Origin of the sequence: Flavobacterium sp. MAHUQ-57, from assembly GCF_051908335.1 — a bacterium.
Lineage (GTDB): Bacteria > Bacteroidota > Bacteroidia > Flavobacteriales > Flavobacteriaceae > Flavobacterium.
The window spans coordinates 1050025-1067891 of sequence record NZ_JBPZTE010000007.1; the positions used below are offsets into that span (position 1 = coordinate 1050025).

Genomic DNA, 17867 nt, shown 5'->3' on the forward strand with positions numbered 1-17867 from the left:
TATAAAAATTATAATACAATAGCCCTGATGGAAACGGCATCCTTTTTTTGCTTTGACCAATGGCAAAAAAAGATAGAGTGATCTCGTCCTAAAGACGAGAGAATAGCTTCTAATAAAAATCAGCATAATAAATCTAAAAACCTTATTTTTGCACTCAATTTAATTGCGTTATGTTACAAAATCCGAAGAGATATACCATTACGGCAGCATTGCCTTATACAAACGGTCCCATCCACATTGGTCACTTGGCTGGTGTTTATGTGCCCGGTGATATTTATGCCCGCTTTTTACGTTTACAAGGAAAAGATGTAGCTTACATCTGCGGAAGCGATGAACACGGTGTAGCCATTTCCATGAAAGCCAAAAAAGAAGGCATTACCCCTCAAGAAGTAATTGATAAATACGACGGAATCATTCGTCAATCCTTTATTGATTTCGGAATCTCTTTTGACAATTATTCTAGAACTTCAGCGGAAATTCATCATAAAACGGCTTCAGAATTTTTTAGAAAATTATACGATGAAGGTAAATTCATCGAAGAAACAACAGATCAGTTGTATGACGAAAAAGCTGAACAGTTTTTAGCCGATCGATTTGTAATTGGTACTTGTCCAAAATGTGGCAATGAAGAAGCTTATGGAGACCAATGTGAAAAATGTGGGTCATCATGGAATGCAACCGATTTAATTAACCCTAAATCGACAATCACAGGAACGAAGCCTGTTTTAAAATCGACAAAACACTGGTTTTTACCATTAAATGAATATTCTGATTTCTTACAGGAATGGATTGTAGAAGGTCATAAAAACGACTGGAAACCGAATGTCTATGGTCAGGTAAAATCATGGATTGATGGTGGATTAGAACCCCGTGCGGTAACCCGTGACTTGGATTGGGGAATTGATGTTCCAGTTGAAGGTGCTGAAGGTAAAAAACTATATGTGTGGTTTGATGCGCCTATAGGCTATATTTCTTCCACCAAAGAATGGGCGGCACGTGAAGGAAAAGACTGGGAGCCGTATTGGAAATCGGATGATACCAAATTAGTACACTTTATCGGAAAAGACAATATTGTATTCCACTGTGTGATTTTCCCAGCGATGTTAAAAGCGGAAGGAAGTTACATTTTGCCGGATAATGTTCCTGCTAACGAATTCCTGAATTTAGAAGGCAACAAATTGTCTACTTCTAAAAACTGGGCGGTTTGGTTACACGAATACTTGATTGATTTTCCTGAAAAACAGGATGCTTTACGTTATGCTTTGACGGCGAACGCACCTGAGACAAAAGACAACGATTTTACCTGGAAAGATTTTCAGGCGAGAAACAATAACGAATTAGCGGCTATCTTCGGGAACTTCATTAACCGTGTAGTGGTATTGACGAATAAATATTATGAAGGAGTTGTTCCAACGCCAAATGAATATAGTGAAGTTGATTTAGCAACCTTAACAGAATTGAAAGCCTATCCAGCAGTGATTGCTTCTTCAGTAGAACGCTACCGATTCAGAGAAGCTTTGGGAGAAATGATGAATGTAGCCCGTTTGGGTAATAAATATTTAGCCGATGAAGAGCCTTGGAAAATGGTAAAAACCGATCCTGAGCGCGTAAAAACACAAATGTATGTGGCGTTACAAATTGCCGCAGCTTTACGTGTATTGGCGGAACCGTTCCTACCATTCACTGCTTCGAAATTGGCCAACATTTTGAAACTAGACGAATTGAACTGGAATACAGTCTCAGAAACTTCCAATTTAATGCCGGCAGGTCATACTATTGGTGATGCTGAAATTCTTTTCGCTCAGATTGAAGATACTGAAATACAAAAACAAATTGACAAACTCGAAGCAACTAAAAAAGCCAATGTAGTTGCTGATAACAATAAAATTATGCCTCAAAAAGAAACTGCTACTTTCGATGATTTCTCAAAAATCGATTTACGTGTTGGAACCATTATCGAAGCTGAAAAAATGCCAAAAGCGGATAAATTATTAGTTTTAAAAGTAGATACAGGACTTGACGTTCGTACGATTGTTTCGGGAATAGCCGAGCACTTTACACCGGAAGAAGTTATTGGCAAAAGAGTTACCGTTCTAGTAAACTTAGCACCAAGAGCGTTACGTGGTGTAGAAAGTCAGGGAATGTTATTATTGACTAACAATGCTGAAGGAAAATTAGTATTTGTGTCTCCTGAAAAAGAAGGAGTGGAAAACGGAGCTACTATCGCATAATAAGTTACTACATCATGAAACTAAAAATCATTGCTTTTCTGCTATTTGTGCAGCAAATTTCATTATCTCAAGAAAAGATAAACACATTTAGTTATGAAATTAATAAACCAAAAAATGTTGTCACTCTAACGGATGACATAAATGAAAAAGTTGTATTTATTTACAACTATAAAACTCAAATCGATTTTTTACTTTTCGATGATACTATGAGTCCTAAAGGAAAAATTTCGGAATCATTTGCAGAAAAGGAAAATAGATTCTATTTGGGATATAGTTTTAGCGACAATCTTTATTACACCTATTGGGCAAAAGATAATACTATTGAAGTCAAGGAATTGGACTTTGCTACCAATACTGTAAAAACAAGCCAAATTGATTTGATTTCAGAAAACAAAGGAAAAGTAATTTCTCACTTATCGGAAAACGGAAAATGTTATATTTTATCTTCTAGTAAAGGAAGCAACTTATTAACCATTTTCGTTTTAGAAAAAAATGCTGCAATTCAAAAAACAGTCGATCTTAAAGATATGAAATTCTTGAACTCAGATGGTGGTTTCGCCAATTTTAATGATATATGTTGGGAAGGAAATGGAGCTTTTTATAAAGACGGATTCAGAGTTATGTCAAACAATACCTTCCCATCGTTAGTTTCAAGTACTCAAAAGAAAAAGATCTTCTTAAAAGATGACGTATTAACTTTGTGTTTTGATTACAATTCCAATTTCACGCAAACACTATCCATTAATTTAAAAGACTTTTCCTCATCACAGAAGGTTTTCAACAAACAGTTTGTTACTACAGACAATCAGTTAGCTACTATTGATTCAAATTCCTATATCATCAACAATCATGTTTTTCAAATAAAAACAATCGAAGGAAAGATTTATTTAAGCATAAAAGATGCTGAAAACAATGAAGTTAAAAATATATTATATCAAATAGATAATTTTGGAACTACTTATAATTCTGATTTAACTGAGGAAATTGGAAGCATTACTAAAAAAACAATTTTAGAAAAGCCGAATCAATTTATAAGACGAGTTAACAGACAAAATCCTTCTATCTCAGGTTATTTTGAAAATGACAAATACCATATTACGCTTGGTGGTGTTTCTTATCCACAACAAAACTCAGGGGCATTTATTGGCGGAGCATTTGGTGGGTTAATTGGTGGAATAGTTGGTGCTTTGGTGGCTGGAAATACTAGTAATTTGGAAATTAATTCCTATGCCAATAAAATAGTTGTACATACCAAAATCATTTTTGATTCAAATTTTAATCATGTTGCCGAAAAAGCACAGGATTCAAAATTAGAAAACTTGAGAAAATATATTGAAACTCAAAAAGATCAAGAATTTCAATTGGTTTACAGTTTAAAAAACAAGTTGTATTTAACAAGTTATAACAAGGAATTAAAACAAACTACCTTCTATCAATTTTAAATCAAAATAACCTTCAACGGCTTACTATAAATGATAAAATACAGTTTCATAAAATTTGTTGATTGATAAACACCCATAAAAGTTATTTTCCCGCAATCCGGTTTGATTACTAAATCCTTTTTAAATACGCTAAAGTTTAATAACTTAGTACATATCAGAAAAATCCCTCTAAAGAAAGATTTTTGAAAATTCACACCCTAATGAACATTAAAGTAATCGCATTTGATGCCGACGACACACTGTGGCACAACGAACCCTACTTTGACGAAGCACAAGCCAAGTTTTGTGACCTATTTCAGGACTTTGCTTCTCGTCAGGAATTGTTGCAGCTCATTTTAACCCATCAGGTGAAAAATTTACCATTGTATGGTTTCGGGATTAAAGCATTTACGTTATCCATGATTGAGACTGGTTTGTCCTTGACCAATCATCAGCTTTCCGGAAAAGCAGTAGAAAAAATTCTACAAATAGGAAAAGAATTACTGGAAAAACCGGTTGAATTGTTACCTAATGTAGAAACTGTTTTAAAAGAACTCCACGGTAAATACAAATTGATTGTAGCTACTAAAGGCGACTTGAAAGACCAACATCGCAAATTACACGATTCCCATTTGGGTCATTATTTTCACCATATTGAAGTGATGAGCGATAAAACCGATTTGGATTATCAGAAAATGTTGTCCCGACTTGATATCAAAGAATCTGAATTTTTAATGATTGGCAATTCACTGAAATCAGATGTTCTTCCTGTATTGAACATAGGTGGTCACGCTATTCATATACCTTACCATACGACATGGGAATACGAAAAAATAGATTTTGAAATCGATCACGCTAACTTCCAAGCGGTAGAACAAATTATGAATATCTTACCTTTGCTATAATGATGCGCAAACTAGATTTAGCTACCTGGAATCGTAAAGAACATTACGAGTTCTTCAGTAAAATGGACGAACCTTTTTTTGGGTTTACCATTCCACTGGATTGCACTGGAGCCTATGAAAAAGCGAAAGAATTAAACATTTCGTTTTTCGTCTATTACCTGCATAAAACGCTTATAGCAATTAATAGTATTGAAAATTTCAGGTATAGGATCATAAACAATGAAGTGGTTGTATTTGACCGAATCAATGTATCGGCAACGATTATGCGTGAAGACAAAACTTTTGGCTTTTCATTCATCGAGTTTGACGAAGACATTCATAGATTTAATGCAATTGCCCAAAAAGAAATCGAAAGAATTCAAACTACTTCCGGATTATTTACTCGTGAGTTCAATGAAGTCAATCTGATTCATTTCTCTGCAGTGCCATGGGTGAATTTCTCATCCGTTTCTCATGCACGCGGCTTTAATTATCCTGACAGCTGTCCAAAAATAGCCTTTGGTGAACTCACTGAAACCGATGGAATAAAAAGTATGCCTTTCTCTGTACATGTACATCACGGTCTAATGGATGGCTATCATGTAGGATTATTTTTAGAAAGATTGAAAGCAGAAATGCAATAAAAAAATTCGTAACTTTATGAAAAAAGTAAAGTTATGTTATCTAAAAGTATCGAATCAGCATTAAATAACCAAGTTCGTATCGAAGCCGAATCTTCACAAATTTATTTATCCATGGCTTGCTGGGCCGAAACTAAAGGTTTTGAAGGAATTGCCAGTTTTATGTATTTACAATCGGATGAAGAAAGAGCGCACATGCTCAAACTGATTAAATACCTTAACGAACGTGGTGGACACGCAACTGTAACCGAACTAAAAGCACCCAAAACACAATTTGGTGATTTTAAAGAAATGTTTGAAGAATTGTACAAGCACGAATTATTCGTATCCAACTCGATCAACGAACTGGTACATATTGCTTTACAGGAAAAAGATTATGCCACCCACAATTTCTTACAATGGTATGTAGCCGAACAAATCGAAGAAGAAGCACAAGCGAAAACCATTTTGGATAAAATCAATCTCATTGGAGATGACAAAGGAGGGTTATATCTATTTGACAGAGACATACAACAACTGAATGTTAAAAGTTCGGTCGGGGCCAAAAATTAATCGTATCCCATTATGTTTTGAGTAAAAAAGAGAAACATAAAAAAAAAGAGAAACACGACAAAGTGTTGCAAAAGCAACTTAAAATCGCCAAAGATTGTAAGTCGAAATGCTGTGAGAAGTACAAAAAAAAAGAAAGCAAGCGTTGCAAACGATGTCCAATGTTTGATCTTATCAAAAAACTTCATGTCAATGATTTTGAGCTCAATTCAAAAAAAGAATAATTCGTTAAAAAATAGCCAAACATACTAGAAGATAATCCATCAAGTTCGTACCTTTGCGTTCGTTAACTTTTTAACTCAAAAATTATGTATCCAGAGGAAATGGTAAAACCAATGCGTGCTGAATTATCAGAGGCAGGTTTTCAAGATTTATATAGTGCTGAAGCTGTCGAAAATGCTTTAGCTCAAAAAGGAACAACATTAGTAGTGGTAAATTCGGTTTGTGGTTGTGCAGCACGTAATGCGCGCCCGGGAGCTAAAATGAGTTTAGCTGGTGCCAAAAAACCAGACCACTTGGTAACTGTTTTTGCAGGTGTAGACAAAGAAGCTGTAGATGCTGCTCGCCAACACATGTTCCCTTTTCCACCGTCTTCACCAAGCATTGCTTTATTTAAAGACGGAGAATTGGTTCACATGTTAGAGCGTCACCATATTGAAGGTCGCCCAGCTGAAATTATTGCAGAAAATTTAACAGATGCGTATAGCGAATTCTGTTAATTGATTTGATTACAATACAAATGTCATTCTGGAAGAAGGCTATCCTTTCATCAGAATGACATTTTTTTATTTATTTTGTGCAAACTTTAAAGCGATGCAAAAAATTATTTCCTATCCGCTATCTATTGTCTATTATTTATTTTTCGGATTTTGGCTAGTTCTGTTTCATCCAATTCAATGGTTTTGTATTACTGTATTCGGTTATAACGCACATCGATGGAGTGTTGCGATTTTAAATGGTTTTTTAGTTCGAACCACTCACCTACTCGGCACTACTTATTCGATTGAAGGTTTTGAAAATATACCCAACAACCAGCCGTTAATTATTGTAAGCAATCATCAAAGTTTATACGATATTCCGCCGTATATTTGGTTTTTAAGAAAATGCCATCCAAAATTCATCAGTAAAAAAGAATTAGGGAAAGGAATTCCAAGTGTTTCCTTTAATCTCCGCCATGGTGGCTCTGCACTTATAGACAGAAAAGATCCGAAACAAGCTCTGCCTGAAATCAAACGTGTAGCTGAGTATATTAACAAAAATAATTATTCTGTTGTTATTTTTCCGGAAGGAACAAGAAGCAAAACCGGTGTACCAAAACCTTTTGCTGTCAACGGATTGAAAATGCTGTATAAATTTGCGCCCGACGCGTACTTTTTACCTGTTACCATAAACAATTCATGGAAAATGACGCGTTATGGACAATTCCCTTTAGGTTTGGGGAATCGTTTGTCGTTTACCATTCACAAACCACTTAAAATTAGCGATCATACTTTCGAAGAAATTATCGAAAAAACCGAAAGTGTTATCACGCAAAACATCAAAAAAAGTTAATTATGTCTATACAAAATGTGCGTCGTGAAGTGATGCAGTTTTTAGAAAAAAACATCGACTCCTTTGTCGAGACCTACTTGATGCCTGTAGAAAAAATATGGCAGCCAAGTGATTTATTACCCAATTCTGAAAAAGATACTTTTCTAGAAGAAGTAACAGAATTGAGAGAAATTGCAAAAGATTTACCGTATGATTTCTGGGTAGTTTTAGTCGGCGACACCATTACCGAAGAAGCTTTACCAACTTATGAATCTTGGTTGATGGACGTGGAAGGCGTTTCTCAAAAAGGAGAAGGCGGCGATAACGGATGGGCAAAATGGCTACGTCAATGGACGGGAGAAGAAAACCGTCATGGCGATCTATTAAACAAATATTTGTACCTATCCGGAAAAGTAAACATGCGTGAAGTGGAAATTACTACACAGCATTTAATTAATGACGGTTTTGATCCGGGAACCGACAGAGATCCTTACAAAAACTTTGTATTTACTAGCTTTCAAGAATTAGCTACTTACATTTCTCACAATCGTGTAGCTCAAATTGCCAAACGATTTGGAGATCACAAATTATCTAAAATTTGTCGTTTGATTGCTGGGGACGAAATGCGCCACCATCATGCTTATTCCGAGTTTGTTAACCGTATTTTCAAAATTGATCCAAGCGAAATGATGTTGTCTTTTCAATACATGATGAAGCAAAAAATCACTATGCCAGCGCATTTAATTCGTGAATCTGGAGAATCAATAGGTACAGCCTTTGAAAAATTCTCAGAATCGGCGCAACGTATTGGAGTATATACTGCTATGGATTATGTAGAGATTCTTCAAAAATTAATTGACAAATGGGAAATTGATAAGATTACTGGTTTGACAGATGAAGCAGAAAAAGCGAGAGATTATTTAATGAAATTACCTTCACGAATGACCAGAATTGCGGAACGTTTAGTAATTCCTGCAGAAGAAAAATTATTCAAATGGGTACAACCTTCAATAACCGTTTAATATGAGCTTGATCGATACTACCATTACCTTCGTCAAAGAACAATTACATGATGCCGAAGGAGGTCATGATTGGTTTCATATCGAGCGCGTGTTTAAAAATGCTTTATTGATTGCACAAGGAGAAGATTGCGATTTGACGGTTGTAAAATTAGGTGCTTTATTGCATGATGTAGCCGATAGTAAGTTCCACAATGGAGATGAAACGGTTGGTCCAAAAGTAGCTCGTGAATTTTTGGAAAGTCAAAATGTCGCAGAAGAAACCATCCAACATGTAATTAACATCATTGAAAACATTTCATTCAAAGGTGGAAATTTCGAGAAGAAATTCAACTCTATCGAGTTGGAAATTGTTCAGGATGCCGATCGATTAGACGCTATTGGAGCGATTGGTGTGGCAAGAGCTTTCAATTATGGCGGCTTTAAAAACCGTGCCTTATACAATCCGAACATTCAACCCAACCTCAATATGAATAAGGAAGAATACAAAAAAAGTGATTCCCCAACTATCAATCATTTTTACGAAAAACTTTTGCTCTTAAAAGACAAAATGAATACCGCTTCTGGCAAAAAAATTGCGGAAGAACGTCACCGTTACATGGAACAGTTTCTTTCCCAATTTTACGCAGAATGGGAAGGCCATAAATAAAAAAAGAGAACCGAATTGGTTCTCTTTTTAGTATGCTTTATTTTCCAGTAAACTCCGCTTTTCTCTTTTCTAAGAATGCCGTTGTTCCTTCTTTAAAATCGGCAGTAGCAAAACATTCGCCGAATTTGTTAATTTCAATTTCATAACCATTTACACCGTCTTTATAATTGGCGTTCACAGCCTGTATTGCTTTACTGATAGCAACCGGTGAATTTTTCAAAATCTTATTGGCTATAGTCATGTATGTTGCAAATAAATCTGCTTGCGGCACTACATGATTTACCAAACCATAATTCAATGCTGTTGCAGCATCAATCATTCCAGCAGTCATAATCATTTCCATAGCACGACCTTTACCTACTAATTGAGGTAAACGCTGCGTTCCACCATAACCTGGAATAACTCCTAAAGAAACTTCAGGCAAACCCATTTTAGCATTATCTGAAGCGATACGGAAATGACACGACATGGCCAATTCCAATCCACCACCTAGAGCAAAACCGTTCACTGCGGCAATTACCGGTGTTTTCATCTTTTCTACAAAATTGAACAACAATTCCTGTCCTTTGGCTGCTAGTTGTGCGCCTTCTTTTGCCGAAAAATGAGCAAATTCAGAGATATCGGCACCAGCGACGAAAGCTTTTTCTCCACTTCCGGTAATGATAACCACCTGTACATTTTCGTTAGCATCCAATTGCTTTAAAACATCATGCAATTCTTCGATGGTTGCTTTATTCAATGCATTCAATTTTTCAGGACGATTAATGGTAACTGTTGCAATTCCTTTTTCGTGTTCGACTAAAATATTCTCAAATGTCATAACTAAATTATTGGTTAATGATAGGTAATGTTACTTTGAAAACAGTTCCTTTACCAATGGTAGAATCGAAGGTAATGGTTCCGTTATAATTTTCTATAATGTTTTTAATAATTGCCAATCCCAATCCCATTCCGCTGGTTTTGGTTGTAAATTTAGGCTCAAAAATTCGGTCAAAATCCTCTACGGCTATTCCATTTCCGTTGTCATGCACCTTAATGACCGCATTTCCATTTTCTCTTTTTACGGTAACGTCAATTCTTTTGATATCTTGTTCTTCTGGAATTGCCTGTATAGCATTTTTAACTAAATTGGTGATAATACGAATCAGTTGCGTTCTATCAATTTTGGTAATAATTTCTTCCGATTCGCTTGAAAATTCGATGTAATCCTCATTAAAAATATCCAGTGCCAAATCCACTACATCCACCACATTAAGGGTTTCGTTTTGCTGTGCCGGCATCGAAGCAAAATTAGAAAAAGCAGAAGCTACAGCGCTCATCGTGTCAATTTGCTGAATTAAAGTTCTGGAATAATCCGCAAGTTTTTGTTTTGCATTTGGATCTTCTGGGTTAAATCGCATTTCAAAGCTCTGCACAGTCAAACGCATTGGTGTTAAAGGATTTTTAATTTCGTGGGCCACTTGTTTCGCCATTTCTCGCCAAGCTCCTTCCCTTTCACCTTGTGCTAATTTGTTGGCGCTTTCTTCCAACTCATCGATCATATGATTGTACGATTGTATTAATCTATCGATTTCATAACTATTGGTTACTAAATCAATTTTTTCGTTCTTCTCCGTTAAAGATGTCTCGGTTAAACGATCGGAAATGGTTTTAAGAGATCTCGTGATATAACGTGATAAATAATACGCAATCCAAATAGAAATAACAATCATTCCAAAATATACCATCCCAAAAATTTTCAGGAAACTGATAATTTCTTCTTTGTAAAAATCATCTTCTTCAACGTAGGGTAAACGAATTATCCCTATCGGTTTGTCTTCGATATAATCCATCAGATACGTATAGGAAAAACGGTAGGTATTTTGCTCGTCTTCGGCTATGGATACATACCTGTTGTTTTCGGAAGTTTTAATTCTACGAATTATTGCTTCAGGTAAATTAGGAGACAACTGTCCTTTTATTATGGGTGCTTTCGATGTAATTATCAAATGTCCAGATAAGTCATAAATATCGATTTCGATATTATGAATATCAGCAATCTCAAATATTTTATCTTTAAAAATAGATTGCAAGTTGAATGTTGTCAGTGGATGCGGAGTCACCTCGAGGACATATTGAATATGTTGCTTAATTTGATTTTCCTTCCGAATTAGCCTGTCCTGATGGTACTCTTGATTTTCAATTTGAAAATGCACTAATGATACCCCGGCAATTAAAATAGACGATACAATCGTTATGAGAATCATTGCTAAAAAGATTCTAACGCGTAACGACCAGTTTTTTACCTTCAAAAGGGTTTCCATTGATTACTTTTTTTCTCTGATTTGTTTGTAGAATTTATAACCCAGCATTAAAAGTACAGAAAAAAGTACAATACCTATTACCCCATAAATCCAATTGATGGCATTTTTTAGGATAACCAAAAAAACAACTGCAAATAAAATTAGGGTAGCACCTTCATTCCATAATCGGAAAAATCCTGAAGAGTGCTTTACATCGTCTTTTTGTAGCTGAAGAAAAATTTGATGGCATTTCAAATGGTATAAATACAAAAGAAACACAAATCCCAATTTAACATGCATCCACGATTGGCTTAGCCAAACAGTACCTGCATCTGTAAAAAACAACATCCAATACGCAAAAAAACTAGCCAAAATCGCACTTGGCCATGTAATAATATACCACAAACGGTATTGCATCAACTGGTATTGTTTGATTAGGATTTGTTGTTCAGGTTCAGGCTTTTGTTTCGCTTCGGCATGGTAAACAAATAAGCGTACGATATAAAACAATCCGGCAAACCATGTGATTACAAAAATTAAATGCAGTGATTTGATGTAATTGTAAAGCTCCATATTGGTTAATTTTTAGCCCAATCGGTAATCCATTTTGCTAAAGTATCCATCCAAGCTTCATCATCATTCAGGCAAGGTATCGCTTTGAATTTCTCACCACCATTTTCTACGAAATCTTCATTAGCTCTCATGGCAATTTCCTCCAAAGTTTCCAAACAATCGGCAACAAATGCAGGAGTAACCACTGCTAAATTTTTGATACCTTTTTTCGGCATTTTATTGATTTCGATATCAGTATACGGTTCAAGCCATTTGTCACCAGCTAGTCTAGACTGGAACGTTTCACTGTATTTTTCTTTTGGAATATTTAAAAGTTCAACTACTTGGCGTGTGGTTTCAAAACATTGATGACGGTAACAAAATTCATGAGCCGGAGATGCCGTCACACAACAACTTTTATCAATTTTACAATGAGATTTGGTTACATCGGTTTTACGGATATGACGTTCAGGAATCCCGTGATAAGAGAATAAAAGATGGTCGTACTCGAATCCTTCCAAATGTTTTTTAATGGAATCGGCTAAATTTTGAATATACTCTTTTCGGTTGTAAAATGAATTGATGACCGTGAATTTCATTTCAGGGAAAAGCTTTTTACGCAATTCTTCCGCTAAAACTATAATTGTTTTGGTCGATGCCATTGCATACTGTGGATACATTGGCAAAAGCAATACTTCAGTAACACCTTTATCTTTTAACTCTTGAAGTCCTTTTTGAATGGTCATTGAACCATAACGCATTGACAAAGCGATTGGAATAGCAACTCTTTCTTGTACTTTTTGATGTACATTTTTAGAAATCACCACTAACGGAGAACCTTCTTTTGTCCATATTTTACCATAGGCATGAGCAGATTCTTCTGGTCGTTTTCGTAAAATAATTCCTCGTACTAAAAATGCACGCAACAAATACGGAACATCAATCACGTATTTATCCATTAAAAATTCATCCAAATATGGTTTCACGTCTTTTGGATCCGGACTTTCCGGAGATCCTAAATTCACTAATAAAACTCCTTTCATCTATATGCTTTTTTCTAATAAATATTTCTTGGGTGTAGTGTTGTATTTCTTCTTAAATGCTGCAATGAAATGACTCGCAGTGCTATATCCTATTTTTAGTCCGACTTCATTCACATTGTAGGAACCAGAATCTAACAAATTCCGAGCATACTCCATTTTATAATCAAACAAAAAACCATAAACCGTATCACCATAAATTTGTTTGAAACCGGCTTTTAGTTTTTTTAGGTTTAAACCAACCTGATGTGCCAACTCTTCCAAGCCGGGAGGTTCGGCCATATTGGCTATAATAATTTCTTTGGCTTTCTTAATACGCTGCACATTCTCCTCATCTATAAGAAAGGGGCATTGTTCCGCATTGGGATCTTCATTTTTATTAAAAAACAAACTCAACAATTCGTATCCTTTCCCTTTGTAGTATAAATTTTTAATGGAAGGATTGAGACTATAATGAAACATCTGATTTAGTACAATCGCCATTGAAGGCGTAATATTCTCTTCCCCATAATACTTTCGGTCTTTGTTCTGTTCACTTAAAAACGGAATGTGATCGGCATCGGAAGTAAACAAACCATGGAATTTTTTTATGGAGATCAAAATGGAAATTATCCAGGATTTCGGTTCTAAAACAACGTCCAAAGGCAATTCTTTTTCAGGATTATAAAAAAGTAAAGACTTTTCTTCCATCAAATCCAGCGTATAATTCCCTTGGTTAAAGATAAATTTTGCCTTGCCTTTTAAACCAAAATGAAACTGAATCAATCCGGTCTTAACCTGACGCTTATAGGTCAGATGTTCTGCGGTATCATTCTGAAAACGAATTAAAATAAACTCATCGTCAATTTTAATCTCTTCCGAAAAATTTGATGCTTCTCTGGTACTCATAGCGATACTTTTTTTCAATATAAACAAAAGTCTAGAAAACTATTTATTTAGAATGATTCTACATAATCATGTTCTAACGACCCTATTTTGCTACAAAAATAAAAGAAATAACGATTGAAATCTTTTTTATTCCCAAAAAAACGTTTAGCGACACAAAAAGAACTTTTAGCGTTACTTTTATAAATTCCTACCGATTAAATTTGTCCCATCAATTGATTTTAAGGGATGACGAACAATTTGGAGGCCAAAACCACTACATTTTACGCAATTGGATTAAGTTATTTGAAGGCTGATGCGGAGATAAGAGGAAAATTTAGTCTGGACGAACAGGCTAAAGAATCCTTGTTAACTCAAGCAAAAAATGAAGGCATAGAAAGTTTAATTGTTACTTCAACTTGTAACAGAACCGAGATCTACGGTTTTGCACAACATCCATTCCAACTCATCAAATTATTGTGTGACAATAGTCAAGGCACAGTAGAGGACTTTCAAAAAGTAGCTTACGTTTACAAAAGCAAAGAAGCCATCAATCATTTATTTCGTGTAGGCACTGGATTGGATAGCCAGATTTTAGGTGATTTTGAAATCATATCTCAAATCAAAAACGCGTTTGTTACTTCTAAAAAACACGGATTGATTAACGCTTATATTGAACGTTTGGTCAATGCAGTAATACAGGCAAGCAAAAGAGTGAAAAATGAAACCGAAATTTCCTCTGGAGCTACCTCGGTGTCGTTTGCCTCAGTACAATATATTTTCAAGACTGTTCCCGATATCTCGGAGAAAAACATTTTACTTTTCGGCACTGGAAAAATAGGAAGAAATACTTGTGAGAATCTGGTAAAACATACCAAACACGACCAAATTACCTTAATTAACCGTACCAAAGATAAAGCAGAAAAATTAGCAAAAAAACTAGACTTAATTGTTAAAGACTATACTGATTTACAGGTTGAGATTCAAAAAGCCGATGTTTTAGTAGTTGCCACTGGTGCACAAAACCCTACAGTAGACAAGGCTATTCTAAATCTAAAAAAACCACTTTTGATTTTAGATTTATCGATTCCGAAAAACGTAAACGAAAACGTATTGGATGTAGAAGGTGTAGCACTGGTACACATGGATCATTTGTCGCAAATTACAGATGAAACTTTGGAAAACAGAAAGAAACAAGTACCGGCTGCCGAAGCGATTATTGAAGAAATCAAAGAAGAGTTTATTACTTGGTCTAAAGGCAGGAAGTATGCTCCAACCATTCATGCGTTAAAGGCGAAACTGAATGCAATCAAGCAAACAGAATTGACCTACCAAAAGAAAAAAATGGATAATTTTGATGAAGAACAAGCAGAAATCATCAGTAACCGAATTATCCAAAAAATAACCAATCATTTTGCGAATCATTTAAAAGACGAAAACACTACGGTTGACGAAAGTGTAGAATGGATCCAAAAGATATTTCAATTGTAAAAGCCAATCAGTACAACACTGATAAACACTCCAATATACGTGTCAAAACAAAGTTCAAACAAAAAAAACATCCGAATAGGAACCCGCGATAGTGAATTAGCTTTATGGCAGGCGCATACTGTTGAAAAGCAGTTAAACGATTTAGGTTATCCCACAGAAATCATTGCCGTAAAATCGCAAGGTGATATCATACTTGACAAACCCTTATACGAATTAGGAATTACCGGAATTTTCACTAAAACACTTGATGTAGCCATGATTTCAGGTCAAGTGGATATTGCGGTACATTCTATGAAAGATGTACCGACTGCTTTGCCAAAAGGGATAGTACAGGCAGCAGTTTTAGAACGCGCCAACACACTAGATATCTTGGTACACAAAGGCAATCTTGATTTTTTGGAATCAACCGGAACTATCGCTACTGGAAGCTTACGCCGTCAGGCACAATGGCTGAACAAATACCCTACTCATACGGTAGTTGATTTGCGTGGGAATGTCAATACACGCATGCAGAAACTACAAGACAACGACTGGAATGGAGCTGTTTTTGCAGCAGCAGGTTTAGAGCGAATCAATTTAAAACCTGAAACTTATATTGATTTGAATTGGATGATTCCTGCACCTGCTCAGGGTGCCATGTTAGTAGTGGCCATGGAAAATGACACGTTTGCATTGGAAGCATTGCGTGAGTTGAATCATGTTGAAACCGAAATTTGCACCTACATAGAACGTCAATTCTTAAGAACATTAGAAGGCGGTTGTACTGCACCCATCGGTGCTTTAGCAAAATACAATGAAGATAATGATACGATTGAATTTCAGGGTGTATTGTTTTCGTTGGATGGTCAGCAGAAATTAGAAATAGACCGTGCTTTTGATATTTCGGAATGGAAGAAATTAGGATTCCATTGTGCAAAAGAAATCTTAGCCAATGGTGGTGCGGAATTGATGGCCGACATCAAGGAAAAATTAAAAAAATAACCGGTTTATGGCAGCGAAACAAATCCGTATACTCTCAACCAAAACACTTTTGACCAATCAAAAGCAGTTTTTATTGAATGCAGATTTCTCTGTTATTGAAGCAGATTTCATCGAAACCAAAACCTTGGATTTCGAATTAAAAAACACCAATAGTGCTTTGATTTTTACGAGTCAGAATGCTGTAAATGCACTATTGAATCATCCCTCTATTGAGCAGTTGAAGTCCAAAGAAGTCTTCTGTGTGGGATTAAAAACAAAAGCATTACTGGAAGAAAACGGATTTAAGGTAGTGGCTTATACCGGATATGCACAAGATTTGGCCGAAATCATAGCTTTAGTATATAGTGATTTAAGTTATACTTTTTTTAGTGGTACTTTACGTCGGGATACCCTTCCTGATTTATTGAAGGAAGCCGGAATTGTTTTCAATGAGATACAGGTTTATGAAACACTTTTAACACCCCAAAAGATGAACGCCAAACCGGACTGTATTCTATTTTTTAGTCCGTCGGCGGTAGAAAGTTATTTTCAGCAAAACAACATTACTGATGAAATTGCATTCTGCATAGGCAACACTACTGCAGAAGCATTGGAATCCAAGAAAATAAAAAACATTATAATCGCGAATCAACCTACTGTGGAAAACACGATTATTCAAACCATAAATTATTACAAACACGAATAGCAGTTCGCTAAAAGCAATAAGATGATAAAAAACGACCTATTTTTAAGAGCATTAAAAGGAGAAACTGTTGAACGTCCACCTGTTTGGATGATGCGTCAGGCCGGAAGATATTTACCAGAATTCAGAGCATTACGTGATAAATATGATTTTTTTACCCGTTGTGAAACCCCTGAATTGGCTGCCGAAATTACAGTTCAACCTATCCGAATTGTGAAGCCGGATGCTGCGATTTTATTCTCTGATATTCTTGTAGTTCCAAGAGCTATGGGAATCCATGTGGAATTAAAAGACAATTTAGGTCCAATTATCCCGGATCCTATCCGATCAACAGAGCAAGTTGAAAAAGTATTCATTCCGAATATTGAAGAAAGTTTGGGCTATGTAATGGATGCCATCAAACTGACCAAAGAAATGTTGAACGACGAAGTACCTTTGATTGGTTTTGCGGGTTCCCCATGGACTATTTTCTGTTATGCTGTAGAAGGGAAAGGATCTAAAAGTTTCGATACTGCCAAAGGATTCTGTTTTTCAAACCCGGTAGCAGCACATTCTTTATTACAGAAAATTACAGATACCACCATTTTATACTTAAAAGAAAAAGTAAAATCAGGCGTAAATGCCGTACAGATTTTTGATTCTTGGGGCGGAATGTTATCGCCTGTAGATTATCAGGAATTCTCATGGCAATACATCAACCAGATTGTAGAAGCTTTAGCCGAAGAAACAGAAGTAATTGTTTTCGGTAAAGGATGTTGGTTTGCCTTGAATGAAATGTCGAAATCGAAAGCATCAGCTTTAGGAGTAGACTGGACATGTTCGGCAAGAAACGCCCGTTATTTAACCGGCGGTAACATCACACTACAGGGTAATTTTGACCCATCACGTTTATTATCTCCAATACCTACCATCAAAAAAATGGTACATGAGATGATTGATGAATTTGGAAAGGACAAATACATTGTAAACCTTGGACACGGTATTTTACCGAACATCCCGGTAGACCATGCTAAAGCTTTTATTGAAGCCGTTAAAGAATACCAAAAGTAAT

Annotated in this window: 18 protein-coding genes; 13 read left to right on the forward strand and 5 right to left on the reverse strand. The window is 35.7% G+C overall.

Going from position 1 to position 17867, the window contains the following annotated elements:
* Nucleotides 1-170: 170 nt before the first annotated feature.
* The 9 genes from metG (at nucleotide 171) to ACS8MM_RS12850 (ending at nucleotide 8924) form a co-directional block, all read left to right on the forward strand.
* Complete coding sequence (metG, locus tag ACS8MM_RS12810) at nucleotides 171-2231, forward strand: methionine--tRNA ligase (RefSeq protein WP_379717538.1); 2061 nt, start codon at nucleotides 171-173, stop codon at nucleotides 2229-2231.
* A gap of 14 nt (nucleotides 2232-2245) precedes the next feature.
* Nucleotides 2246-3673 (forward strand): hypothetical protein, encoded by a 1428-nt coding sequence (locus tag ACS8MM_RS12815; RefSeq protein WP_379717540.1) that lies wholly within the window; start codon nucleotides 2246-2248, stop codon nucleotides 3671-3673.
* 200 nt (nucleotides 3674-3873) lie between these two features.
* The gene (locus tag ACS8MM_RS12820) at nucleotides 3874-4557 is read left to right on the forward strand and encodes an HAD family hydrolase (RefSeq protein WP_379717542.1); all 684 of its coding nucleotides are present in this window, start codon (nucleotides 3874-3876) and stop codon (nucleotides 4555-4557) included.
* Nucleotides 4557-5180, forward strand: coding sequence for a CatA-like O-acetyltransferase (locus ACS8MM_RS12825; protein WP_379717544.1), 624 nt, complete (start codon nucleotides 4557-4559; stop codon nucleotides 5178-5180). Before ACS8MM_RS12820 ends, ACS8MM_RS12825 begins: the two co-directional genes overlap by 1 nt.
* A gap of 33 nt (nucleotides 5181-5213) precedes the next feature.
* On the forward strand, nucleotides 5214-5729 hold the full coding sequence (locus ACS8MM_RS12830; protein WP_379717546.1) for a ferritin: 516 nt from the start codon (nucleotides 5214-5216) through the stop codon (nucleotides 5727-5729).
* A gap of 305 nt (nucleotides 5730-6034) precedes the next feature.
* Entirely contained in the window at nucleotides 6035-6445 is a 411-nt protein-coding gene (locus ACS8MM_RS12835; protein WP_379717548.1) for a BrxA/BrxB family bacilliredoxin, read from the forward strand.
* A gap of 94 nt (nucleotides 6446-6539) precedes the next feature.
* On the forward strand, nucleotides 6540-7277 hold the full coding sequence (locus tag ACS8MM_RS12840; protein WP_379717550.1) for a lysophospholipid acyltransferase family protein: 738 nt from the start codon (nucleotides 6540-6542) through the stop codon (nucleotides 7275-7277).
* Nucleotides 7278-7279: 2 nt separating this feature from the next.
* Nucleotides 7280-8278 (forward strand): acyl-ACP desaturase, encoded by a 999-nt coding sequence (locus ACS8MM_RS12845; RefSeq protein ID WP_379717552.1) that lies wholly within the window; start codon nucleotides 7280-7282, stop codon nucleotides 8276-8278.
* A 1-nt stretch (nucleotide 8279) separates the two neighbouring features.
* Nucleotides 8280-8924, forward strand: coding sequence for an HD domain-containing protein (locus ACS8MM_RS12850; protein ID WP_379717554.1), 645 nt, complete (start codon nucleotides 8280-8282; stop codon nucleotides 8922-8924).
* Between the two features lie 37 nt (nucleotides 8925-8961).
* Here the strand turns inward: ACS8MM_RS12850 and ACS8MM_RS12855 are convergent, their stop codons facing one another.
* The 5 genes from ACS8MM_RS12855 to ACS8MM_RS12875 are packed head-to-tail and all read right to left on the reverse strand — an operon-like array spanning nucleotide 8962 to nucleotide 13686.
* Complete coding sequence (locus tag ACS8MM_RS12855) at nucleotides 8962-9744, reverse strand: enoyl-CoA hydratase/isomerase family protein (protein ID WP_379717556.1); 783 nt, start codon at nucleotides 9742-9744, stop codon at nucleotides 8962-8964.
* Nucleotides 9745-9751: 7 nt separating this feature from the next.
* Nucleotides 9752-11170: a sensor histidine kinase gene (locus tag ACS8MM_RS12860; protein WP_379719016.1), complete on the reverse strand. Its 1419-nt coding sequence runs from the start codon at nucleotides 11168-11170 to the stop codon at nucleotides 9752-9754.
* Between the two features lie 60 nt (nucleotides 11171-11230).
* The gene (locus ACS8MM_RS12865; RefSeq protein ID WP_379717558.1) at nucleotides 11231-11779 is read right to left on the reverse strand and encodes a CopD family protein; all 549 of its coding nucleotides are present in this window, start codon (nucleotides 11777-11779) and stop codon (nucleotides 11231-11233) included.
* A gap of 5 nt (nucleotides 11780-11784) precedes the next feature.
* Nucleotides 11785-12801: a ferrochelatase gene (gene hemH, locus ACS8MM_RS12870; RefSeq protein ID WP_379717560.1), complete on the reverse strand. Its 1017-nt coding sequence runs from the start codon at nucleotides 12799-12801 to the stop codon at nucleotides 11785-11787.
* On the reverse strand, nucleotides 12802-13686 hold the full coding sequence (locus tag ACS8MM_RS12875; RefSeq protein ID WP_379717562.1) for a helix-turn-helix transcriptional regulator: 885 nt from the start codon (nucleotides 13684-13686) through the stop codon (nucleotides 12802-12804).
* 225 nt (nucleotides 13687-13911) lie between these two features.
* Here ACS8MM_RS12875 and hemA point away from each other — a divergent pair, with 225 nt between their 5' ends.
* The 4 genes from hemA to hemE are packed head-to-tail and all read left to right on the forward strand — an operon-like array spanning nucleotide 13912 to nucleotide 17866.
* Nucleotides 13912-15153: a glutamyl-tRNA reductase gene (gene hemA / locus ACS8MM_RS12880; RefSeq protein ID WP_379717564.1), complete on the forward strand. Its 1242-nt coding sequence runs from the start codon at nucleotides 13912-13914 to the stop codon at nucleotides 15151-15153.
* 39 nt (nucleotides 15154-15192) lie between these two features.
* On the forward strand, nucleotides 15193-16134 hold the full coding sequence (gene hemC, locus ACS8MM_RS12885; protein ID WP_379717565.1) for a hydroxymethylbilane synthase: 942 nt from the start codon (nucleotides 15193-15195) through the stop codon (nucleotides 16132-16134).
* 7 nt (nucleotides 16135-16141) lie between these two features.
* The gene (locus ACS8MM_RS12890; protein ID WP_379717567.1) at nucleotides 16142-16819 is read left to right on the forward strand and encodes a uroporphyrinogen-III synthase; all 678 of its coding nucleotides are present in this window, start codon (nucleotides 16142-16144) and stop codon (nucleotides 16817-16819) included.
* A gap of 21 nt (nucleotides 16820-16840) precedes the next feature.
* Entirely contained in the window at nucleotides 16841-17866 is a 1026-nt protein-coding gene (gene hemE / locus ACS8MM_RS12895; protein WP_379717569.1) for a uroporphyrinogen decarboxylase, read from the forward strand.
* The last annotated feature ends 1 nt before the right edge of the window (nucleotide 17867 follow it).